Below are 22,421 nucleotides of genomic sequence, written 5' to 3'. Positions count from 1 at the left end.
CCGAGATATCGGCTTCCCGCTGTCCCGGTCAGTCTTCCAGCACTGCCAGATCCATGCCCGCTTTACCATGCCAATAGCCGTTGCACAGCTCGGCGTCGACCAGCGTCAGCGGCGAGGGTGCCGGGCAGCGGCCCTGGCGGGCCTGGTCGAAGTCTGCCACCACCTCGGCCATGCCTTCGGTGCGGGGGCTCAGGCGGGCCATGGCGACCCCCATATCGGCCATGTCACCCAGTTCGTGGCGCAAATCCTGACAGGCGCCGGACAGGGTCTGGATGCCGTTCAAGGTGAACAGCCGACGGCTGTCGTCCTGGGTAGTCAGGGGCAGGCCCTCCGGATAGTTCTGACAGACGAACTGGCAGCGATCCTTGGGATGCTGGTGGTGGCGCGCGGTGAAGCAGCGCGACGACCAGGCCAGCGGAAGGTGGCCGTAGGCCAGCACCTCGCAGTCCAGCGCCAGCCCCGCGCCGCGGGTATCGGCCAGCAACCGGGCGAGGTCCTTGCCGGGCATCTCCACCGGGGCGACGAAACGGAACATGCCGCAGTCCTTGAGCACCCTGAGGCTTGGCACGTTGTAGAGATTGAGGGCGGCGCCGCCGACAAACGGCAGTCCTGCTTCCGATAGTCGGTGTACTGCTCCCATGTCGTTGGCCTCAATGAGAAAATCACCGTTATCACACAGCTTGGCCAGGTCGCGCAGGTCGGCGTTGGACTCGATCAGGGTCTGGGAGCCGAGCATCACCTGCTTGCCGGCGGCGGCGAGCTGGTGGCCGATCTCCAGCCAGTCGGCAAGCTTCATGTCTCGTCGGCGCGAGCACACGGTTTCGCCCAGGGTCACAGCAGAGAGCGGCCAGTGGCAGGCCCGTTCATAGAAAGCGAAGTAGCGCTCACGGGTCCAGTAGAAGGATACCGGGCCAAGGCTCAACTCCAGTGAAGCAGCAGTCATCTCGCCTCCTGTCATTTCCAGTTGCGCTCGTAAGCGCCTATTTCCAGTTGCGCTCGTAAGCGCCTATTTCCAGTTGCGCTCGTAAGCGCCTAGGGTGTGGGTGGAGCCTTCGGCCAGCGGCGCCAGGGCGGCATCCCATTGGGGCTGCGGACGATAGTCGTCGCCGTGGCTTGCCAGATGATCCAGCGCCTGGCGCCACACCCGGGTGACGCTGCCCACGTAGGCCGGGCTGCGTTGGCGTCCTTCGATCTTGATCGCCTTGATACCGAGGTCGGCCAGTTGCGGCAGCAGGTCCAGGGTATTGAGGCTGGTCGGCGCTTCGATGGCGTGGCCGATCTCGCCCTCGACGTTGAAGCGCCCCTTGCACAGGGTTGGGTAGCCGGCCTGCTCATCGGCGCGGTAGCGATCGATCAGGACGCCGTTCAGGCGTGATTCGCGGCCGCTTGCGGTCTCTTCCCAGCGCACATGGGCCGCGGGCGAGCACACGCCGTGGGTATTGGGGGACTCGCCGGTCAGGTAGGAGGAGAGGTAGCAGCGGCCCTCGGCCATGATGCACAGGCTGCCGAAGGCGAACACCTCCAGCTCCACCGGGCTATGGCGGGCCAGGGCTCTCACCTGCTGGACCGACAGTACCCGAGGCAGCACCGCGCGGCGGATACCGAACTCTCGGTGATAGAACGACAGCGCCTCGTGGCTGGTGGCGGACCCCTGCACCGACAGGTGCCGGGGGAGCTCCGGGTGACGCTCGGCGGCGTAGGCCAGCAGTCCAGGGTCGGCCAGGATCAGGGCATCGACCCCGAGCGCGGCGGCCTGGTCCACCGCCTCGCACCACTGCTCAAGGCTTGCTTGCTGGGGATAGGTATTGATGGCGCAGAACACCCGACAGCCGCGGGCGTGGGCATAGGCGATACCTTCCTTCGCGCGCTTGTCGGTGAAGTTGAGCCCGGCGAACTGGCGGGCATTGGTGGCATTCTGAAAACCGAAGTAGACCGCATTGGCGCCCTCGTCCACGGCGCGCTTCAGGGCGGGCAGGCTACCCGCGGGACAGACCAGTTCCATGTGAATCCTCGGCAGTGGGCTCTGCGTGAACAGTGGCGCCATGCTAGCCCCGGTGCTGCCCACCCGGCTTGATGCATATCAGTGCACGGGGAGGGCGGGAGTGCCCATGTGATGGCGCGGGTGAGAGCAAGGTCGATGGGAGGAGGGGCACGTTGCTGCAATAGGGTGTGGATAAGTATGCGGTTTGACTGTGAATAAGCGTGTGGTAATCGGTGGATGGGCTGTGCAAGGGATCTGTTCGCCGCTCGGCCTGGAGTGACAATAGCGTGTGACGGCAAAAGAAAACGGGCCCCTGGGGGCCCGTTGTTGTATCGAATGCAGGGGTTACTGTCCGCCGGAAGGGAAGTTGAACTCTGCCTTGGCGGTCTCGAAGGAGGATGGCCAGCGCTGGGACACGGCCTTGCGGCGAGTATAGAAGCGCACCGCGTCAGGGCCGTAGGCATGTAGGTCACCAAACAGCGAGCGCTTCCAGCCACCGAAGCTGTGGCTTGCCACCGGTACCGGCAGCGGCACGTTGATGCCGACCATGCCAACCTCGATGGCATCGGTGAAGCGGCGAGCAGCTTCACCGTCACGGGTGAACAGGCAGGTGCCGTTGCCGTACTCGTGGGCGTTGGTCAGGTCGATGGCTTCATCCAGGCTCGATACCCGCACCACGCACAGCACCGGGCCGAAGATTTCTTCTGCATAGATGGTCATCTGCGGGGTAACCCGGTCGAACAGGCAGCCGCCGACGAAGAAGCCGTCTTCATGGCCTTGCACCACCAGGTCGCGCCCATCGGCGACCAGGTCGGCGCCTTCCTGAATGCCCTTCTCGATATAGCCGAGCACCTTGTCACGATGCTGGGCGGTGACCAGGGCACCCATGTCCAGGCCCTTGTCGGTGCCGGGGCCGATCTTCAGCGCGGCGATCTTCGGCGTCATCGCCTCGATCAAGCGATCAGCGGTGTCATCGCCGACACACACCGCCACCGAAATGGCCATGCAGCGTTCGCCAGCGCTGCCGAAGGCAGCCCCCATCAGGGTGTTGGCGGCATTGTCGATGTCAGCGTCGGGCAGCACGATGGCGTGGTTCTTGGCGCCACCGAGGGCCTGCACGCGCTTGCCGCTTTCGGCGCCACGGCGGTAGATGGTTTCGGCGATGGGAGTGGAGCCAACAAAGGAAATGGCCTTGACGTCGGGGGCATCCAGCAGCGCCTCCACGGTCTCACGGCCACCTTGTACGACGCTCATGATGCCCTGGGGCAGGCCCGCCTCTTCCAGCAGCTTGGCGACCGCGACCGCCGCGGAGGGGTCCTTTTCGGAAGGCTTGAGGATAAAGGCGTTGCCGCAGGCAATCGCCATCGGGTACATCCACAGCGGCACCATGGCCGGGAAGTTGAACGGAGTGATGCCCGCGACGACCCCCAGCGGCTGGAAGTTGGAGAACGCGTCAATGGAGGGGCCCACGTTGTGGGAGTATTCGCCCTTGAGCAGTTCCGGTACGCCGCAGGCGTATTCCACGTTCTCGATACCGCGCTTGAGCTCGCCCATGGCGTCTTCGACGGTCTTGCCGTGTTCCTCGCTGATCAGCTGGACCAGACGCTCGGCGTCACGCTCCAGCAGCGCCTTGAACCGGTACATCACCTGAGCGCGCTTGGCTGGCGGGGTGTCGCGCCAGGCCGGGAAGGCGGCCTTGGCTGCCTCGATGGCGGCCTGCACGGTGGTGGCATCGCCCTCGGCCACCTGGCGGATGGTAGCGCCGGTGGCGGGATTGGTGACCGGCAAGGTGCGGCTGGACTCCAGGTCCTGGCCATTGATCCAGTGACTGACGTATTCCATTGAAGACCTCTTGTCTTTAAGGGTGATGTCTGGACGGTGGGTCCAGCGACGATATCGGTGTGAACAGTGGCCACAGGCAGGCATGACACCTGCCTGTGGATAATGCTGTGAATGATGGGTGTAAAGGTTGTCCACAGGCTGTCGATGTGGCGTGGATAACCGTTCTTGCTACTCACCCGTCAGCGCTGATGTTTGGCCCCTGGGGCGCTCAATGTGCTTACGCCAGGCGGTCGAGGGTGGTGGCCACGGCGTCGAACAGTCGCTCGAGCTCCGCCTCTGTGGTGCCGAAAGGAGGACCAAACTGCAGGGTATCGCCGCCAAAGCGCACGTAGAAACCCGCTTCCCACAGGGCCAGATGTGCGTCCCTTGGGCGAATGCTCGGGTCTCCGTCCCTTGGTGCCAGCTGAATCGCTCCGGCCAGGCCATAGTTGCGGATATCGACCACATGGGGGCGACCCTTCAAGGCATGCAGACGGTCCTCGAATGCGGGGGCGATGGCCCTGACCTGGCCGGGAAAGTCTTCCCGCTCCAACAGCTCCAGCGACGCCAGGGCCGCGGCACAGGCCACCGGATGTCCGCTGTAGGTGTAGCCATGGGTGAATTCGATGGCGTGCTCGGCACCGCCTGCGTGCATGAAGGTGTCGAAGATCTCGCTGGACGCAATCACCGCGCCCATGGGCACCGTACCGTTGGTGATCTGCTTGGCCACCGTCATCAGGTCTGGCGTCACCCCGAAGGCCTCGGCTCCGGTGCGGGCACCGCTGCGCCCGAAGGCGGTAATGACCTCATCGAAGATCAGCAGGATATCGTGGGCCGAGCAGATCTCGCGCAGACGATCCAGGTAGCCCTTCGGCGGAACGATGACGCCGGCCGAGCCTGACATCGGTTCGACGATCACCGCCGCGATGTTGGAGGCGTCGTGCAGGGCGATCTGCTCGAGCAGGGCGTCGGCCAGCTCTGCCCCGGTGTCGGCCTGGCCGCGGGTAAAGGCCAGTGACGGTTGCAGGGTATGGGGCAGGTGGCTGGCGTCCATCAGCTGGCCGTAGTGCTTGCGGTTGCCGCCGATCCCGCCAAGGCTGGTGCCGCCGACATTGACCCCGTGGTAGCCCTTGGCGCGGCCAATCATGCGGGTCTTTTCCGGGCGTCCCTTGAGGCGCCAGTAGGCCTTGGCCATCTTCAACGCGGTATCGGCGGACTCGGAGCCAGAGTCAGTGAAGAACACATGGTCGAGCCCCTTGGGGGTCAGGCTGGCGACCTTTTCCGCCAGCTTGAAGGCCAGCGGGTGGGACACCTGGAAGCTCGGCGCATAGTCGAGGCTGCCGAGCTGCTGGGCCACCGCCTGTTGAATCTCGACCCGGTTGTGACCTGCGCCGCAGGTCCAGAGGCCTGACAGGGAATCAAACAGCCGACGCCCGCGATCGTCGATGAAGTAGCGACCCTCGGCCCCGTGGATCAGCCGTGGGTGAGCGTGGAAGTCCCGGTTGGCGGTGAACGGCATCCAGTAGTGATGGTTCAGGTCGCTGTTATCCGCTGTCCCTGCGGTGGCGTCGGGGCGATTCTCCAGAGTGTCGAAGGTCAGCATGGTGGGTCTCCTGTCAGCCGCCTGGGGCCGGGGCCTGGTGGTCATGGCCTGTCGTTGTCGTGGTCTAGCTGTCTTATCTGGTCTGTCTTGTCCGGGCTGTCTAGGTCAGGCTAAGCGCCGAGCGGTGATAGCCGGATGGTCGTGACATAACGGCAGCATGGCGTCTGTAGAAAGTTGATAAAACACCACTCTGTTTTCGCTTAGGTAAGTAAATCTAAACGTAATTGGGTCTGCTGGCGTTGGCATAAATTGACTTGACCAATTCGCGCATTGGGACTAATCCTTATATTTATTCGAATAAATGACCGAGATGCCCGTGCCGACTTCTTTTCCCCAGCGCCGTCAGAAGCTCGCCGACCTGATCTGCGAGGACATCAAGCAGAAGATCGTGATGGAGAACCTGTCGCCAGGGGACCGGCTGCCCAACGAAAAAGCCCTGATGGAGCGCTATGAATGCGCCAAGGGCACGATTCGTGAGGCCCTCAGGGTGCTTGAGGTAGAGGGGCTGGTAGTGCTGAAGACGGGGCCAGGCGGTGGCGCGATCATCCGAGAAGTGACCATCGACCCGGCCTGCCGCGCCCTGCGCAACTTTCTGCACTTTCAGCACGTGGATGGCAGCCAGGTCTATCAGCTGCGTCGGATGGTAGAGGTGGAGGTCGCGGTAGCGGCCATGGATCATCTCGATGAGGCCGGACGTGAGCGGCTGCGTGACAACATCGCCCACTGCCAGCGGCCCCATGAAGATGAACTGAGCCAGCGCCAGCACCGCATGCTGGAGCTCGAGTTCCACAACATTCTGGCGGAGTACTGTCCCAATCCGCTGCTGCGTTTCATGAGCACCTTTCTCAACGATCTACTGCGCGACCTGGTGGTGATCAAGAAGGCCTATCGGCCGGAACGTCATGCCTTTGATGAGTCCAACATTCGCTACCACATCGCCCTGATGGAAGCCTTTGACAACGGTGACCGTGAAGCGGTGCGCCGTCTTATGTTCGAGCACATGTGTGATGCCGAGCACCATATGTCGGCCCTGGAAGGCGAGATGGCCAACCAGTTTCTGGTGTCGCCCGAGGTGCTGGGCGAAAGCGGCTGATCCCGTTTAGCCCGATCCGGCGACGGCCCACAGCGACCTATAACAACAACAGCGTCCCTTATAACAACAACCAAGCCACCCACGTCAGCGACCCCTCATCCACTCCGATGACGTCGACAAGAGGAATAACAATGACAGTGCGCAAGACACCCCTTCTGCTTTCCGCCCTGGCCCTTGGACTCGTGGCCCAGCCGCTGCTGGCCCAGGATCAGGAACCACTGACCTTCTACGGCGTGAAGTCGCTGTCTGGCGCCTTCGCCAGTTATGGCAAGTACGCCGAAATGGGGTCTCGCCTGGCGGTGGAAGAAGCCAGAACGTCCCTGGGACGTGATATCGACTACGTCAGCCTGGACACCGAAGGCAATGCCGGCCGGGCCATCCGCAAGGTGCAGGAAGCCATCAACCAGGATGGGGCCCGCTTGTTCAACGGCGCCACTCTTTCCTCCACCGCATTGGCGGTAGGCAAGGAAGTGGCTGGCGTCGAGGGGGTGTTCATGACGCCTGCCGGCGCCGACGAACTGACCGGCACCGAGTGCAACGCCTCCACCTTCCGCTGGTCGGTGCCGACCTACGGCGCCATTCGCGAAACCCTGGTGCCGTTGATGGAAGCGCTGCCCGAGGCCAAGCGGTTCTATACCATCACCCCGGAATATGTGTTCGGCGAGGCACTGCTCGACAACGCCAAGGCCGTCTTCGAGGAAGCCGGTGTCGAGCACGTGGGGAACAGCTATCACTCGCTGCAGGAGCAGGAATTCTCCGGCTACCTGACCAACGCCATGGCGGCCTCTCCTGATGTACTGGTGCTGCTCAACTTTGGCGCCCAGTCCTCCAACGCCCTGCGCCAGGCACGCAACTTCGGTCTCAATGATCAGATGGATATTCTGATGGTGTGGTCGGCGGGCCTGGACCAGTTCGAAGAGCTGGGTGCCGCCAACGTCGAAGGCATCTACTTCGGCGCCCAGTACTGGCACGAGGTGGATACACCCTTCAACAACGAGCTGGTGGCAGCGGTGCGCGACGCCTATGACATCACGCCCACCTATCCGCTGGCAGCGGACTACACCATGACGCGGGTGATGCTGGAGGTCGCCGATCAGAGCGGGGCCAGCACAGGTCCGGCGCTGATCGAAGCCCTGGAGGGGTACACCTATCAAGGGCCGACCGGCGAAGAAACCATCCGAGCGTCTGACCATCAGGTCATCAAGGATTACTACCTGCTCCAGGGCAAGGCTCAGGACGAGATGGACGATGACGATGACTATGCCGACGTGATCAGCGCCGGCCAGTCCTTTGTCGCCCCCGAAGATTCGCCCTGCCAGCTGTAAGGCAGCCCTCGTCCGTCTGCCGGGGGCGCCGCCCTCGGCATTCCAGGAGCCGCGACCATGCTTAATGTCTATCTGTTCCAGGTCCTTAACGGCCTGGGGCTCGGGATGATCTATTTTCTGATTTCGGTGGGATTGACGCTGATCTTCGGCCTGTTGAACTTCGTCAACTTCGCCCATGGAGCCTTCTTCCTGGTCGGCTCCTACCTCTGCTACACCCTGGTCAGCCTGACCGGCAACTTCTGGCTGGCCCTGGTGGCGGGACCGCTGTTGGTTGCGCTGCTGGCCTGGGCGCTGGAGCGTAGCCTGATCCAGCGTATCTACCACTTGCCGCATACCTTTCAGATCCTGGTGACGCTAGGCATCGCCCTGATCATTCAGGAACTGTCGATCATGATCTGGGGGCCGGTGGGCAAGAGCATTCCCACCCCGGAAGCCCTGCAGGGCGTGGTGCGCATCGGCAACTTTGCCTACCCCTACTACCGACTGTTCCTGATCGGCTTCAGTGCCCTGGTCGCCGTCGTGCTGTGGCTGCTGCTGGAGCGGACCCGTTTCGGCGCCCTGGTCCGGGCCGGCAGCGAGTCCACCGAGATGGTGTCGCTGTTGGGCTCCAACATCTTTCGTCTGTTCTCGGTCACCTTTGCCCTCGGAGTGGGCCTGGCGGGATTGGCCGGGGTGCTGTCGGCTCCCCTGCGCGGGGCCCATCCGTTCATCGGCCCAGAGGTTCTGGGGCTGGCGTTCGTGGTGGTGGTGATTGGCGGCATGGGCTCCTTCAGTGGTGCCCTGGTGGCGGGATTGATCGTGGGCGTGGTGCAGAGCCTGATGACCTCGCTGTGGCCACAAGGCGCAAGCCTGATGATCTACGCCGCCATGGCGGTGGTGATTCTGCTGCGTCCCCACGGACTGTTCGGGAGAGCATGAGATGATGACCAAGACTCTGGAACCTACCAGCACCTCCGCGCGCCCAAGTCGGTTCAAGGGCCGCCTGGGAGCGGGGACGACGTTGGCCATGCTGGCGGTGATGGTGCTGCTGCCGGTGGTGCTGCCGTCGGCGACCCTGGCGACCGAGATTCTGATCTTTGCCATGGCCGCACTGGCCTGCAATCTGCTGCTCGGCTTCACCGGTCTGCTGTCCTTTGGCCAGGCCATCTTCTTCGGTGCGGGGGCCTATATCAGTGCCCTGGCGATGATCCACCTCAATGCCGGGCTGGTCGGTGCCCTGTTGATTGCGGTAGTGGTGGGCGCCGTGCTGGCGCTGGGTGTCGGCATGCTGTGCATCCGCCGTAAAGGCATCTACTTTGTGATGCTCACCCTGGCCCTGACCCAGATGGCCTACTTCCTGGCCTACACCTTGAGTGACTGGACCGGTGGCGACAACGGCCTGCTCGACGTGCCACGTCCGCCCCTGGCAGTGGGCGACACCACCCTGATCAGCTTCGACTCACCGCTGGCCTTCTATGCGCTGGTCGCGGTGCTGTTTGCGGTCATCTACGTGGTGGCACGACGCATCACCGACTCACCCTTCGGCAGCACCCTGCTGGCGATCCGCGAGAACGAACAGCGCGCCTCGGCGCTGGGGTATGACACCCGACTGTTCAAGGTCATGGTGTTCGTGCTGTCCGGGGGAATCACCGCCCTCGCCGGTGCCCTTTACGGCATGCTGCTGAACTTCGTGCCGCTGTCGAACATCGAGCTGTTGATGTCCGAACAGATCCTGATCATGACCATCATCGGCGGCACCGGCTCGCTGTTCGGCTCACTGCTGGGCGCCGGCGCGATCGTCTTGCTGGGTGATCTGCTGTCATCGATCTGGCCGCGCTGGATGCTGCTGCTCGGGGTGGCCCTGATCGCGGTGGTGATCTTTATGCGAGGTGGTCTGTGGGGCGGCCTGTCCAGCCTGCTGGAACGTCGTAGCAAGCGCACCGATGGCAAGGAGGGCGACCAATGACCACGCAAACCTCGCGTCCCGGCGCCGACACTCTGCTGGAAACCCGTGACCTGGTGCTCGCCTACGGGGCCTTCCACGCCGTGGATGGTGTCAACCTGCGTATCGGCAAGGGCAAGATCCATACCGTGATCGGGCCCAACGGGGCAGGCAAGACCAGCCTGTTCCACTGCCTGACCGGCGAGCGCCGTCCCAGCGCTGGCAAGATCCTGCTGGAGGGGAGAGACATCACCCGCGAGCCAGCCCATGGCCGAGTGGGGCTTGGCATGTCGCGCTCGTTTCAGGTGACCAGCCTGTTTCAGGAGCTGAGCGTGCACGAGAACCTGCGGCTGGCGGCCCAGGGGGTAGACGGTCGGCGCGCCCTCAATTTCTGGCAACGCCTGAACAAGCGTCGCGAGCACCTGGCTCGAGCGGACGAGATTCTCGAACGCATTGGTCTGTCAGGCCGTGCCGGGGTGGCCGCGGGCGAGCTGTCCCATGGCCAGCAGCGCATTCTCGAGGTCGGCATGGCGATCTGCCCGCGACCGCGCCTGCTCTTGCTCGATGAGCCGACCTCAGGGATGGGCATCGACGATATCCCCAGCATGACCACGCTGATCGGCGAGCTGGGCCGAGACCACAGCATTCTGTTGATCGAACACAACATGAGCATCGTGATGTCGATCAGCGACACCATCACCGTCATGAACCGGGGGCAGGTGCTGGTGGAGGGCGACCCCCACAGCGTGCGCAATGATGCCCGTGTCAGAGACGCCTATCTGGGAGAAGCCGCCTGATGCTCGAGTTGACGGATATTCACAGCTATTACGGCAAGAGCCACGTCCTGGAAGGGGTATCGCTTACGGTCGGTGAAGGCGAGCTGGTGACGCTGCTGGGACGTAACGGTGCGGGCAAGACCACGACCTTGAAAAGCATCATGGGCCTGGTCGATACGCCGACCGGCAGCATCAGCCTGCGAGGCACGCCGCTGCTTGGCCAGGCACCGTTCCAGATTGCTCGCCAGGGCGTGGCGCTGGTGCCGGAGCATCGTGGCATCTTCAGCATTCTCAGCGTCGAAGAGAACCTGCAGATCGCCGTTCGCCGCGGCAGTCGCTGGCAGATGGAAGATATCTTTCGCTGGTTCCCCCGCCTCGAGGAGCGGCGACGCAATCGCGGCAACGCTCTGTCCGGCGGCGAGCAGCAGATGCTGGCGATTGCCCGGGCGCTGCTCAACGATCCCCAGATCCTGCTGCTGGACGAGCCCACCGAGGGCCTGGCGCCAGTCATCGTCGACGAGATCGTCAAGATCCTCAAAGCCATTCGCGGCGAGGGACTGTCGGTACTGCTGGTCGAACAGAACCTGCGGGTCTGCGAAGAGGTGGCCGATCGCCACTACATCCTCGAACAGGGCCAGATCGTCTACACCGGCAGCGCCGATGATTTTCGTGACGATCCCGCGGTACGTGACCGTTATCTGGCCCTCAGCGCCTGACCTGGCGACGCCCCGGCTGCTGCGTTCGGCTGGGGCCACGCTACGCCCTCAGGACCCAGCGTCACCGCTCCCCTGGGGCGCAGAAACAGCACAATGACAAGGATACTCTGATGACAGCAACCGTCACTTCCCCGGCAGCCGCAGCGACTGCCACCCTGGCCTGCGATGGCGAGCGCCTGTGGGCCTCACTGATGTCCCTGGCAGAGCTGGGCGCCACTCCCAAGGGCGGCGTCAATCGCCAGGCCCTGACCGAGCTCGACCGCCAGGCCCGTGACCTGTTTATCGGCTGGTGCCAAGCGGAAGGCATGAGCGTGCGTATCGACGCCATCGGCAACATCGTGGCGCGTCGCGAGGGCAGTGAACCTGACCTGCCGGCGGTCATGACCGGCAGCCATATTGATACCCAGCCCACCGGTGGCAAGTTCGATGGCTGCTTCGGCGTGCTGGCGGGACTTGAGGTGGTCCGTACCCTCAATCAGCATGCCATCACCACCCGTGCGCCCATCGACGTGGTCGCCTGGACCAACGAAGAAGGCTGTCGCTTTCCGCCCTGCATGATGGGTTCGGGAGTCTATGCCGGCCAGCTGGGTCTGGACGACATGCTGTCTCGCCAGGACGACGCTGGCGTCAGTGTGGGCGAGGCCCTGGATGCCATCGGCTATCGCGGCAGCGATCGGCTGGACCCTTCTGCGGTCAAGGCCTACTTCGAGGCGCATATCGAGCAAGGGCCCCTGCTCGAGGATACCGACACCACCCTGGGAGTGGTCATCGGTGCACTTGGCCAGAAATGGTTTGATCTGACCCTGACCGGCGTTGAAGCCCACGCCGGACCGACGCCCATGCATCTGCGCAAGGATGCGCTGGTGGGTGCCGCCGAGATTACCGTCGCGATCAACCGCATGGCGCGCGACGCGGCCCCCCACGGGCGCGGTACGGTCGGTGTGATGCAGCCCCATCCCGGGTCGCGCAACGTCATTCCTGGGCAGGTCAAGATGACCGTCGACCTGCGACACCTGGACCCGCTGACCCTTGAGACGATGGCGACCCAGCTGGCTGAGGTGGTGCAGGAGGTCAGCCAGCGTCATGGTCTGGCGGCAGAACTGACGCCCACCGCCGATTTTCCGCCGGAGGCCTTCGACGATAGCTGCATCGAGGCCGTGCGTGCCGGTGCCAAGGCCCACGGGCTCAGCCATATGGACATCGTCAGTGGCGCGGGCCACGACGCCATCTTCGTGGGACGGGTGGCGCCGGCGGCGATGATTTTTGTGCCCTGCAAGGATGGTATCAGTCACAACGAAAGCGAGTATGCCAAGCCGGAGGAGCTAAAGGCCGGCTGCGATGTGCTGTTGCACGCCATGCTCGAGAGCGCCGGTGATGGCAGTGCTGCCGCTGACCAGGGAGGCCAGGCATGAGCCATGAGGCTGCAGTGACGACCGGCCAGGCGGCGGAGCTTGCTGATCTGGGAGCGACCCAGGCGCTTGAGGCCTATCGCCGCGGCGAGTGCACGCCCACCCAGGTCATCGCAGATTGCCTGTCGCGCATCGCCCGCGACAACCCACGGGTCAACGCTTTCTCCCATGTGGCTGGGGACGATGCCCTGGCGGCCGCCGAGGCGTCGACCCTGCGCTGGCAACAGGGCAGACCGTGCGGGCCATTGGACGGCGTGCCGGTGACCATCAAGGACCTTACGTTGACCCAGGGCATGCCGACGCGGCTGGGCTCACGTACCAGCGATGCCCATGCTCCTGCCGCTGTCGATGCCCCGGTATCGCGCTTTCTGCGCGAGGCCGGCGCCATCATCGTCGGCAAGACCTTGTCGCCGGAATTTGGCTGGAAGGGGGTGACCGATAACCCGCTGCATGGCATCTGTCGCAATCCCTGGGATACCCGTCTGACCCCAGGGGGCTCGTCGGGAGGAGCCGGGGCGGCGGCGGCACTCAACCTTGGCATGCTGCATCAGGGGAGCGATGCCGGTGGCTCGATCCGTATTCCCTGCAGCTTTACCGGCACCTTTGGCATCAAACCCACCTTTGGCTGGGTGCCCCAGTGGCCCTCCAGCGCCATGAGCACCCTGTCCCACCTGGGGCCCATGACTCGCTCTGTGGAAGACAGTGCCCTGATGATGCGCTTGCTGGCACAGCCGGACAGCCGCGATGGCTATGCGGGGCCGCGTTGCCCCATCGACTGGCAGGCGCCGCGGCCTGATCACCTGCGCGGCGTTCGGGTCGCGATCAGTCTCGACCTTGGCTATGTCGAGGTAGCGCCGGACATTCGCCAGGGCGTCATCCGCGCCGCAGCGCTGCTGCAGGACCTGGGCGCCAGTGTCGAGTGGGTCGATCCGGGGTTCGCCGATCCCATCGAGACCTTCAATACCCTGTGGTTTGCCGGGGCTTCCCAGGTGCTGGAGAGACTCGATGAGTCGCAGCAGGCCATGCTGGATCCCGGTTTCCTCGAGATCGCCCGACGCGGCACCGGAATTTCCCTGTCGCAGTATCTGGCCGCCCGTCGTCATCGCAGCGAGCTGACCGCCGCCATGGGGGAGTTCCATCAACGCTATGACCTGCTGGTGACTCCGACCATGCCGATCTCGCCGTTTGCCGCCGGCCACAACGTACCCCCGGGCGGGCCTTACCGGGAGTGGATGGACTGGACCCCCTTCACCTATCCCTTCAACCTCACCCAACAGCCCGCCGCCTCCTTGCCCTGCGGGCTGGACGAGCAGGGACTGCCGATGGGGCTGCACCTGGTCGGACCGAAGTTCGCTGATGACCGAGTGATGCAGGTGGCGGCGCTGCTGGAATCACGTCTGCCACGCCTGACACCGCCGCGTCCCTGACCCAGGCCTTTATCCAGGTATTGAGCTTGACCTGCCTCAGCCACCGCCTTTTCCTCCAGGGCGTTGGCGGCGCTGGATGGGTCCCTTGCACGCCAAAGGCCCGGCCGTCTGATCGACGGCCGGGCCTTTGGTCTTAGTTGTCCAGCCGTTGGTGCGCAGCGGGTCGGTCGGCTTTGCCAGCACGCTCGCCTCAGGGATTGAGCTGTTCCAGGGTCAGCCGGGGAGACAGGGCCTGGCGATCCTGGCGCAGCTCCAGCAGAGCCGGGGAGGCACTGCGCCGGGTATGTTCCAGGGCACGTGACAGGGCGTCCGCGAAGGCGTCATCGTGGTCCACGGTTTCGCCGAAGGCGCCATAGGCGCGGGCCAGGGCAGCAAAGTCTGGATTGACCAGATCGGTGGCGGACGGCCGCCGTGGGTAGCGCTTCTGCTGATGCATGCGAATGGTGCCGTACATGCCGTTGTTGATCACCAGAATCACCACCGCAGCGCCATACTGGCAGGCGGTGCCCAGCTCCTGGGAGACCATCTGGAAACAGCCGTCGCCGGCCAGGCAGATGGCATCCCGCTCGGGATGGCGCAACTTGGCGGCAATGGCGGCGGGCAAGCCATAGCCCATGGAGCCCGAGGTAGGGGCAAGCTGGGTGCGAAAGCCGCGATAGCGGTAGTAGCGGTGTAGCCAGGCGGAGTAGTTGCCGGCGCCATTGGTCAGGATGGCGTCATCACCCAGCACCTCATTGAGCCGTGCAATGACGTTCTCCATATGTAGCGCGCCTGGCGTGGGCTCCGGCTGTTGCCAGCTGGCGTAGTCGTCGCGGGCGGCGCGGACCCAGGCGCCGCGCTCGACGCTGGGCGCCTCGGCCGCTGCCGCCAGCTGCTCGATCATCGCCCCCGCACACGCGACCACCGCCAGCTCAGGACGGTAGACCCGCCCAAGTTCGTTGGGATCGGCATGCACGTGGATCAGCCGCTGACGTGGCAGCGGTGGCGTCAGCAGGGTGTAGCCGCTGGTGGTCATCTCGCCCAGGCGCGCCCCAAGGGCCAGGATCAGGTCGGCATCACGGACCCGCTGGGCCAGCGCCGGGTTGATGCCGATGCCCACATCGCCGACGTAGTTCGGATGGCGATTGTCCAGGTAGTCCTGGCAGCGAAAGGAGGCGCCGACGGGGAGTTCGCACAGGCGTGCAAAGTGACCGAGCGCTTCGGCGGCGCGAGCCGACCAGCCGCCGCCTCCGACGATGACCAGTGGGCGTTCGGCACTGCCAATGGCGCGCATCACTGCCTGCACGTCGTGCTGCGCGGCGAGCCCGCTAGGCAGGGTGGCGGCAGGCACCGACGCCGCATCACAGTCTGACGACAGCATGTCTTCCGGCAGGCCCAGCACCACCGGGCCAGGCCTCCCGCTCTGGGCCACGTGGAAGGCGTGACTGATGTATTCCGGCAGGCGGTCGACCCGATCGATATTGGCGACCCACTTGGCCAGGGGCGAGAACATGGCGACCAGGTCGACCTCCTGAAAGGCCTCGCGATCGCGCTGGTCGCTTGCCACCTGGCCGACGAACAGCACCATGGGCGTGGAATCCTGATAGGCCACGTGCACGCCGCTGGCGGCGTTGGTGGCGCCCGGGCCGCGGGTCACAAAGGCGACGCCAGGGCGCCCGCTCAACTTGCCATCGGCCTCTGCCATCATCGCAGCCCCACCTTCCTGGCGGGCGACAATGGTCTCGATCTCGGCCTCGTGGAGGGCATCCAGCGCTGCCAGATAGCTTTCGCCGGGCACGCAGAATACCCGCTCGACCCGCTGCTGCTGCAGCGCCTTGACCAGAGCAAGTCCACCGTGAGGATGGGTCATGAAACCTCCTGGCTCAGAGCGGTGAGAATCGGGTGGAGCGCAACAGCTTGTTGGTCTGATGCTGGACGTTACCGGCCTCGGCGCTTTTCTTGCGATAGGCGATCCATTCGGGGTCCTGTTCCATGGCCGTGCGACGGCGCTCCCGGTCCGCCGCGGAGGCATACCCCCACAGGTGCACCACCTGATTCTGTGGTCCGGTCTCGGTGACGAAGTAGCCAATCAGATTGCCCAAATGGCGCTGCTGGATGGGCAAACCCTCGCGTTCGTAGAGCTCGAGAAAGGCGTTCAAGCGGCCGGGGACCATGGTGTAGGTGCGGTGGTCGACGATCATGGGATCTCCTGGTGGGGCACGATGGGTGAGGCATTCATTTGTCAATATTTGTAGTACATATGATTAATTCGCGCGAGTACGACCATGGTGGAAGGTGGAGGCAGCGAAGGTAGGAAAGGGTGTTTCGTAGCAGCGATAAGCTAGCGATAAAGCAGAGTTAAGGTAGCGATCTGGTAGCGATAGGGGGGTAATAGCGCCGCCCGGTCGGGACGCGGGGTTGCCGAAGGGACGTCGTTGCTGGTCGCTGCTTCACTAAAGTCGCATTTCGTTGTGCGGTGGCCCCGTCTATGTTGCTCATACAGCAACTTTGTATGATGTAGTACTTAATCTTCGCCGGCGGTGCTGGCCCTGAGCGGCGAGGCACCACCCTCAAGGAGAGGTTCGATGACTCAGGTCACCTTTGACGAGCTGCGCTCGCGTTTGGCCGCAGTGCTGAATGCGGCGGGCCTGGCGCCGGAAGATGCCGAGCTGTGCGCGCGCATTCATGCTGAAAGTACTCGTGACGGGGTGGTCTCCCACGGTATTGGCCGCATTCCGCGTTTTGTCGATTACCTGAACAAGGGGTGGGTCGATCCGGCTGCTCGGCTGAGCCTGGTGCAACGATTGGGTGCCCTGGAAGTCTTCGATGGCCACTTTGGGATTGGCGTTCGCCACGCACTCGACGCCACTAAGCGCGCCATGGAGTTGGCCTCCGAGCATGGCATGGGGCTGGTCGCCGTGCGCAATACCACCCACTGGATGCGCGGCGGCAGCTATGGCTGGCATGCGGTCGAGCGGGGATATGCTGCGATCATGTGGACCAACACCGAATCCTGCATGCCCGCCTGGGGGGCCGCCAGCCAGAGTATCGGCAACAACCCGTTGGTCATGGCGGTGCCAGCCGAGCAGGGCCCCATGGTGCTGGACATGGCCATGTCCCAGTTCTCCTACGGCAAGCTGAACAGCCTGGCCCTGGCCGGCGAGTCCTTGCCGGTGGACGGTGGCTTCGACCAGGCGGGACAGCTCAGTCGCGATCCTGGCGCCATCGCTGAGTCGCGGCGCCTGCTGCCTGCGGGCTACTGGAAGGGATCCGGCCTGGCGATGCTGTTGGACGTGATGGCGGCGCTGTTGTCCCAGGGCAACCCCACCCATCATATCGATACCTTGGGACGCGGCAGCGGTGGCGGCGCCTCCCAGGTTTTTCTGGTCTTCGACCCGCGCAAGCTGGCCGGCCTCGAGGCCTGCAATGCGCTGGTCGAAGGGCTTGCCAGCCACCTGGCCGACGCCGTGCCGGTGGACGCGGGCCGGCCGCCCCGCTGGCCGGGACAATCCACCGGAAATAGGCGCCACGCAGACACCGACAGCCTGCTCGACGTGCCCGACGACCTGTGGCAGGCCGTTCTCGCCCTTCCTAGATAAAGAGCCTTGAGAAGAGGTCAATGAGTCGGCCGTCGCCAAGCGGCAATGTTGTCAGGGCAGGCCAGTATCCGCTTCCACCGGCCCTCGGTGCAGGGCCATCAGTGTGACGCCAGCAGTCGCACCGCCAGCAATCACAATGCCAACAGACCCAAATCGCCAACAACAATGGCAAGGAGTGAATAAGATGCGCAAGTTGATGAGCGTGGCCCTGGGAGGCCTGATCGTTGTCGCCAGTGCCAGCGCGCAGGCCGACTATCCCCAGCGTGATATCCGCATGATCGTGCCCTGGGGCGCCGGCGGCGGCACCGATGGCATCGTCCGCAAGATCTCCAATCTTGCCGAAGCGTCCCTCGATGGCACCATCTATGTCGAGAACATCGAGGGTGGGATGAGTGCCAATGGTCTGGTCCAGACGCTGGGAGCCCGTCCCGACGGCTATACCCTGGTGGCGCTGACCTACGACAGCGTGGTGACGATTCCCTGGCAGGGGATGCTGGCCGGCTTTGATATCGACAAGCTCGACCTGATTGCGCGTATTACCAGTGAACCCGATGCCATCGTGGTGCCCGCAGACTCGGACTATACCAGCCTGGAGGCGTTGATCGACGCTGCCAAGGCGGCCCCCGGAGAGGTGCGCGCGGGTATTCAGAACATGGGTTCGCGTACCCACCTGACCCTGCTGCAACTGCAGGACCAGGCCGACGTGTCATTCAAGATCGTGTCCTATCCCGGCGGTGCCGCGCCCCAGAAGGAAGCCCTGCTCAACGGCGAGGTGGACTTTGCGCTGACCAGCCTAGGCGATTTTGAGTCGTTGATTTCAGCCGGCAACGCCAAGGGCCTGGTGGAGTTCACCGACGTCCAGAGCGAGAGCTTCCCTGATGTGCCCCCTGCCAGCGAGCTGGGCTACGACATCCAGATGGGCAGCTTTGTCATTCTGGCCGCGCCGGCCAACACGCCGGAAGACGCCCTGACGGCCCTGGAAGCGGCCTATCAGCAGGCCTACGACAGTGAAGAATTTCAGACCTGGCTGGTCGACGTAGGGGTCACCCCCAACTGGCTGGGTGCCGACGAGGTCGAGGCCTGGGCAGAAGATACCCAGGCAGAGCTGTTCGCGCGGATGGATGAGCTCAAGGAAGCCGGCCTGATTGGCCAGTGAGTCTCGGTTGCCGTCGGGCGCCGGCGGCAACCCTTGTGAGGATGTTGCCATGAAACTGCTGCTACGGGCGGGAGGTTGGCTGGGTGGGCGGCGAGGCGTTGTCGCCTGCCTGCTGACAGCGACCCTGATCTACCTGGTCGAAGCCTTCAAGATTGCGCCACCACTGCACGATGGTGCGCTGACCGCGTCCTTCTTTCCGGTGCTTCTGGGCGTTGTCATGCTGGTGGCGCTGGCCTTCGTGATCAGGGCCGATCGCCGGGATACGAGAGCCGATGGCGTAAAGGACGAGGCCCCGATGAGCGAGTCTGACCAGGAGGCGACTCAAGCGGCGACTTCGGGCGAGCCGGCACCGGCATCAATCTGGCAGGGCGCCCTGGCGGTGACCCTGGCGACCGGTCTCTATATCAGTCTGTTTGCCAGCGTCGGCTACTTTCTTTCTACCTTTGCTTACGCCTTCGCCATGATGCTGATCTTTGGCGCGGGCCGTCCTGCGCTTCGCAGCCTGGGCTTCAAGGCGCTGGTGGCGGCGGTCATCGCGTTACTGGGATACGCCCTGTTCGAATTGGTGTTCCAGGTGCGTCTGCCGACGCTGTGGAGGTGACGGCATGGATTACCTGATCGAACTGTCCAAGGGCTTCGCGGTGCTGATGCAGCCGGATATCCTGCCCTATCTGATCGGTGGCTACCTGATCGGTACCTTCTTTGGTGCGGTGCCGGGGCTGACCTCGATGCTGGCCATCGCGCTGCTGCTGCCGTTGACCTATAGCCTCGACATCACCGCCGCGCTGGTGGCCTGTGCGGGCATCTTCATGGCCGGGATGTGCAGCGGCAGCATCACCGCGACGACCATCAATATTCCCGGCGCCCCGGCCTCGATGATGACGGCGATCGAGGGCTATCCGTTGCAGCAGCGCGGCCAGGGCGCCAAGGCGCTGGGGCACGCGGCGCTGGCGTCGATGATCGGTGGCGCCATCGGGGCCCTGCTGCTGATGGTCATGGCACCCCTGGCAACGGATGCCGCGCTGCTGATTCGTACCCCCGGCAAGTTCTCGCTGATTGCCTTTGCGCTGATCGTGATCGTGATCTCTCAGCGCGGGGCCATCTCCAAGGGGCTTGTCGCGACCACCCTGGGGGTGATGGTGGCCACTGTCGGCATCGACGTGATGCAGCCGATTACCCGCTTCACCTTTGGTACTGGGGTACTGATGCAGGGCATCGACATCATGCCGCTGGTCATCGGTGCCTTTGCCGTCAGCGAGCTGTTGGTGCAGTCGCAGAATCGTGCCAAGCGTACCGTCGAGCGGGATGCGATCAAGGCCAGCGCCATTCGCCGCCGCGACTTTATTCCACCGTGGAAAGAGGTGCGCGAGATCGGACTCTATCGCTATCTCAAGTCGGCCATGATCGGCTATAGCGTCGGTGTATTGCCCGGTGCGGGCGGCTCCATGGCGGCCTTCGTGGCTTACGCAGAGTCCATGCGCAGCTCACGCCACCCGGAGAAGTATGGCAAGGGCTCGGTAGAAGGTATCGCCGCCGCGGAAGGGGCCAATAATGCGATGTGCAGCGGGGCCTTCGTGCCGATGCTGTCGTTCGGTATTCCCGGTGACCCAACCACCGCCATTGTGCTGGGGGTACTGGTGGTCAACGGCCTGCAGCCGGGGCCACAGTTCCTCGACAGCCAGCTAGCGCTGGTGGCACCGATGTTCATGGCCCTGCTGGTATCTGCGCTGGTGCTGGTGCCCCTGACCCTGTACGTGCTGGGGCCGTATTTCGTGCGCATCGTCTCCATCCGGCGCGATGTGCTGTACGCCAGTATTGCCGTGGTGGCCTTGGTGGGCTGCTATGTGGCGACCTATTCGGTGTTCCAGATGGGCCTTGCCCTGGTATTCGGCGTGCTGGCGTTCCTGCTGCGGCGCCAGGGCTACCCGGTGGCCTGCCTGTTGCTGGGCTTTGTGCTGGGGCCGAGCCTGGAGGAATATTGTCGGCGCTCACTGTCGCTGTCCGACGGCAATCCGCTGATCTTCCTCACCAGTCCAGACAGTCTGTTCTTCCTGGCACTGACCGGCGTGTTCTATTACTTCATGGTGATAAGAAAGCCGGAAGCTCGTCAGCACGCTTGAGGCGCTGGTCCAGCCACCATCGCCATCTTGCATCTGCCAGCAGGCCGCGCTCTGATCCCAGAGCGCGGCTTTTTTACGGATGACGGCGTCGCAGAGGAAGCTTTGTTGATAGCGCTTTGGCGCTAAAGCAACGGTGCTCAAGCGACGGTGACGAAGATCAACAGGGATCAGGCTGCGTGCAGTGGACGCGAGGGACCAAAGTGCTCGTAGTGGCGCTGCTCAGGGGCAATACCCAGGGCGGCCAGGTGGCTGTCGATGGCACTCATGAAGGGCCCAGGGCCGACAAAATAGCACTGGGTATCGGCACCGGGCAGCAGTCGGGCGAGCAGAGACTGTTCAAGGCGTCCCGTGATATCACCGTCGTCTCCATGATCATAGGCACAGATCCGCGTCATCAGCGTCGGGTACTCCCTCACCAGGGCGTCCACTTCGCTGCGAAAGGCGTGGTGGTGGATGTCCCTTGCCGCATGGACATAGCACAGCCGGCGGCCCTGGCTGAGCGCCTGGCGTGCCAGCGGCAGCATCGGCGTCTGGCCCACGCCACCGCTGATCAGCATCACCGGCCTATCACTATTGTCCAGCGTCAACTCTCCGGCGGGAGGCAACAGCGCCAGGGTGTCGCCAACCTGCATCTGCTGGTGCAAATAGTTGCTGACCCGTCCGCCTGGCTCCTGCTTGACCGAGATGCGGTAATCGCAGCCGTTGGGGCTGCCGGACAGGCTGTAATGGCGGTGGACGGTCTCGCCGTCGATGCGCAGTTGCAGTCCGATGTACTGACCCGGCAGCGCATCGGCGACCGGCTGACCATCGCAAGGTGCCAGGATGAAGGAGCGAATGACCTCACACTCGCGCTGGATATGGGCAATGCGAAACTCGCGCAGGCCCTGCCAGCCACCGGGGCGGCCAGCGAAGGCCTGATAGCGCTCGGCCTCTGCCGCGATCAGCAGCTCGGCCAGGTCGCCATACAGGGCTCCCCAGGCGTCAGCGATCTCGGCGGTGACGGCATCGCCCAGGACGTCGCCGATGGCGGCCATCAGGCACTCACCAACGATGGGGTACTGCTCGGGCTGGATGCCCAGCGAGACATGCTTGCTGATGACGGATTGCATCTGCTGGCGTACCGCCTCGGGCTGCTGGCGCAGCCCCACGTAGGCGAGCACTCCCCGTGCCAGGGCCTTGGGCTGGCCGCCGTCGGCCTGATGGGCCTGGTTGAACACCGCCTTGACCTCTGGGTAGCGCTCGAACATCAGCGGGTAGAAGCGGGCAGTAATGGCGTCCAGATGCTCGGCGACCAGCGGGGCGGTAGCATCGATGATGGCGTCTTGGGCAGCTGTGGTCATGGTAGGTCCTGTCAGGGAAAGGTGGTGACGAAGGTGCCGTGCATCCTTCATCTTGGCGTCTTGGCGCTGTCGTATCGGAGGCTTGGCTCGCTGCGGACTAGTCGCAGTCCTGGCGAGGTGGTCAGCCAGGCCGGCGCAGCGGGTCGGAGGGTGGC

General features: G+C 64.0%; 19 protein-coding genes. 12 read left to right on the top strand and 7 right to left on the bottom strand.

Going from position 1 to position 22,421, the window contains the following annotated elements; all coding sequences use genetic code 11:
* Nucleotides 1-28 precede the first annotated feature (28 nt).
* The 4 genes from KUV86_RS05880 to KUV86_RS05865 form a co-directional block, all read right to left on the bottom strand.
* Nucleotides 29-943, bottom strand: a complete 915-nt coding sequence (locus KUV86_RS05880) for a U32 family peptidase (RefSeq protein WP_222484037.1) — start codon at nucleotides 941-943, stop codon at nucleotides 29-31.
* 63 nt (nucleotides 944-1,006) lie between these two features.
* Nucleotides 1,007-2,002, bottom strand: a complete 996-nt coding sequence (locus KUV86_RS05875) for a peptidase U32 family protein (protein ID WP_222484035.1) — start codon at nucleotides 2,000-2,002, stop codon at nucleotides 1,007-1,009.
* Between the two features lie 324 nt (nucleotides 2,003-2,326).
* Nucleotides 2,327-3,823 (bottom strand): CoA-acylating methylmalonate-semialdehyde dehydrogenase, encoded by a 1,497-nt coding sequence (locus tag KUV86_RS05870; protein ID WP_222484032.1) that lies wholly within the window; start codon nucleotides 3,821-3,823, stop codon nucleotides 2,327-2,329.
* A 217-nt stretch (nucleotides 3,824-4,040) separates the two neighbouring features.
* Nucleotides 4,041-5,405 carry an aminotransferase class III-fold pyridoxal phosphate-dependent enzyme gene (locus KUV86_RS05865; protein WP_222484031.1) on the bottom strand — a complete coding sequence of 455 codons (1,365 nt, stop codon included), beginning with the start codon at nucleotides 5,403-5,405 and terminating at the stop codon, nucleotides 4,041-4,043.
* A gap of 316 nt (nucleotides 5,406-5,721) precedes the next feature.
* Between KUV86_RS05865 and KUV86_RS05860 the strand changes: the two genes are divergently transcribed.
* From KUV86_RS05860 to KUV86_RS05825, 8 genes are all read left to right on the top strand, one after another.
* Nucleotides 5,722-6,498, top strand: a complete 777-nt coding sequence (locus tag KUV86_RS05860; RefSeq protein WP_409995511.1) for a FadR/GntR family transcriptional regulator — start codon at nucleotides 5,722-5,724, stop codon at nucleotides 6,496-6,498.
* A gap of 131 nt (nucleotides 6,499-6,629) precedes the next feature.
* Nucleotides 6,630-7,823 (top strand): ABC transporter substrate-binding protein, encoded by a 1,194-nt coding sequence (locus tag KUV86_RS05855; RefSeq protein ID WP_206943734.1) that lies wholly within the window; start codon nucleotides 6,630-6,632, stop codon nucleotides 7,821-7,823.
* Between the two features lie 57 nt (nucleotides 7,824-7,880).
* Nucleotides 7,881-8,741, top strand: coding sequence for a branched-chain amino acid ABC transporter permease (locus KUV86_RS05850; RefSeq protein ID WP_206943736.1), 861 nt, complete (start codon nucleotides 7,881-7,883; stop codon nucleotides 8,739-8,741).
* 1 nt (nucleotide 8,742) lies between these two features.
* Nucleotides 8,743-9,768: a branched-chain amino acid ABC transporter permease gene (locus tag KUV86_RS05845; RefSeq protein ID WP_261397557.1), complete on the top strand. Its 1,026-nt coding sequence runs from the start codon at nucleotides 8,743-8,745 to the stop codon at nucleotides 9,766-9,768.
* Nucleotides 9,765-10,541 (top strand): ABC transporter ATP-binding protein, encoded by a 777-nt coding sequence (locus KUV86_RS05840; RefSeq protein ID WP_222484029.1) that lies wholly within the window; start codon nucleotides 9,765-9,767, stop codon nucleotides 10,539-10,541. The genes KUV86_RS05845 and KUV86_RS05840 overlap by 4 nt, the downstream gene beginning before the upstream one ends.
* Nucleotides 10,541-11,236, top strand: a complete 696-nt coding sequence (locus KUV86_RS05835) for an ABC transporter ATP-binding protein (protein ID WP_206943740.1) — start codon at nucleotides 10,541-10,543, stop codon at nucleotides 11,234-11,236. The genes KUV86_RS05840 and KUV86_RS05835 overlap by 1 nt, the downstream gene beginning before the upstream one ends.
* A 110-nt stretch (nucleotides 11,237-11,346) precedes the next feature.
* A complete protein-coding gene (locus KUV86_RS05830; protein WP_222162411.1) occupies nucleotides 11,347-12,648 on the top strand; it encodes a Zn-dependent hydrolase in 1,302 nt (433 codons plus the stop codon).
* Entirely contained in the window at nucleotides 12,645-14,072 is a 1,428-nt protein-coding gene (locus KUV86_RS05825; protein WP_222484027.1) for an amidase, read from the top strand. Before KUV86_RS05830 ends, KUV86_RS05825 begins: the two co-directional genes overlap by 4 nt.
* Nucleotides 14,073-14,262: 190 nt before the next feature.
* Here the strand turns inward: KUV86_RS05825 and KUV86_RS05820 are convergent, their stop codons facing one another.
* Entirely contained in the window at nucleotides 14,263-15,921 is a 1,659-nt protein-coding gene (locus KUV86_RS05820) for a thiamine pyrophosphate-binding protein (protein ID WP_222484026.1), read from the bottom strand.
* A 13-nt stretch (nucleotides 15,922-15,934) separates the two neighbouring features.
* Complete coding sequence (locus KUV86_RS05815; RefSeq protein WP_206943748.1) at nucleotides 15,935-16,252, bottom strand: NIPSNAP family protein; 318 nt, start codon at nucleotides 16,250-16,252, stop codon at nucleotides 15,935-15,937.
* A gap of 384 nt (nucleotides 16,253-16,636) precedes the next feature.
* Between KUV86_RS05815 and yiaK the strand changes: the two genes are divergently transcribed.
* The 4 genes from yiaK (at nucleotide 16,637) to KUV86_RS05795 (ending at nucleotide 20,926) form a co-directional block, all read left to right on the top strand.
* The gene (gene yiaK / locus KUV86_RS05810) at nucleotides 16,637-17,650 is read left to right on the top strand and encodes a 3-dehydro-L-gulonate 2-dehydrogenase (RefSeq protein ID WP_222484024.1); all 1,014 of its coding nucleotides are present in this window, start codon (nucleotides 16,637-16,639) and stop codon (nucleotides 17,648-17,650) included.
* Nucleotides 17,651-17,834: 184 nt separating this feature from the next.
* Nucleotides 17,835-18,806, top strand: a complete 972-nt coding sequence (locus KUV86_RS05805) for a Bug family tripartite tricarboxylate transporter substrate binding protein (RefSeq protein WP_222162415.1) — start codon at nucleotides 17,835-17,837, stop codon at nucleotides 18,804-18,806.
* 49 nt (nucleotides 18,807-18,855) lie between these two features.
* A complete protein-coding gene (locus KUV86_RS05800) occupies nucleotides 18,856-19,407 on the top strand; it encodes a tripartite tricarboxylate transporter TctB family protein (protein WP_222484023.1) in 552 nt (183 codons plus the stop codon).
* 4 nt (nucleotides 19,408-19,411) lie between these two features.
* Nucleotides 19,412-20,926: a tripartite tricarboxylate transporter permease gene (locus KUV86_RS05795; protein ID WP_206943756.1), complete on the top strand. Its 1,515-nt coding sequence runs from the start codon at nucleotides 19,412-19,414 to the stop codon at nucleotides 20,924-20,926.
* 167 nt (nucleotides 20,927-21,093) lie between these two features.
* Here KUV86_RS05795 and hmpA read toward each other — a convergent pair whose 3' ends face one another.
* Nucleotides 21,094-22,266 carry an NO-inducible flavohemoprotein gene (gene hmpA, locus KUV86_RS05790; RefSeq protein WP_206943758.1) on the bottom strand — a complete coding sequence of 391 codons (1,173 nt, stop codon included), beginning with the start codon at nucleotides 22,264-22,266 and terminating at the stop codon, nucleotides 21,094-21,096.
* Nucleotides 22,267-22,421: the final 155 nt, after the last annotated feature.

This window comes from Halomonas sp. DP8Y7-3 (genome assembly GCF_019801675.1).
Taxonomy (GTDB): domain Bacteria; phylum Pseudomonadota; class Gammaproteobacteria; order Pseudomonadales; family Halomonadaceae; genus Halomonas; species Halomonas litopenaei_A.
Note: the sequence above shows the minus strand (reverse complement) of the source record. Positions and strands in the feature narration are given on the sequence as shown.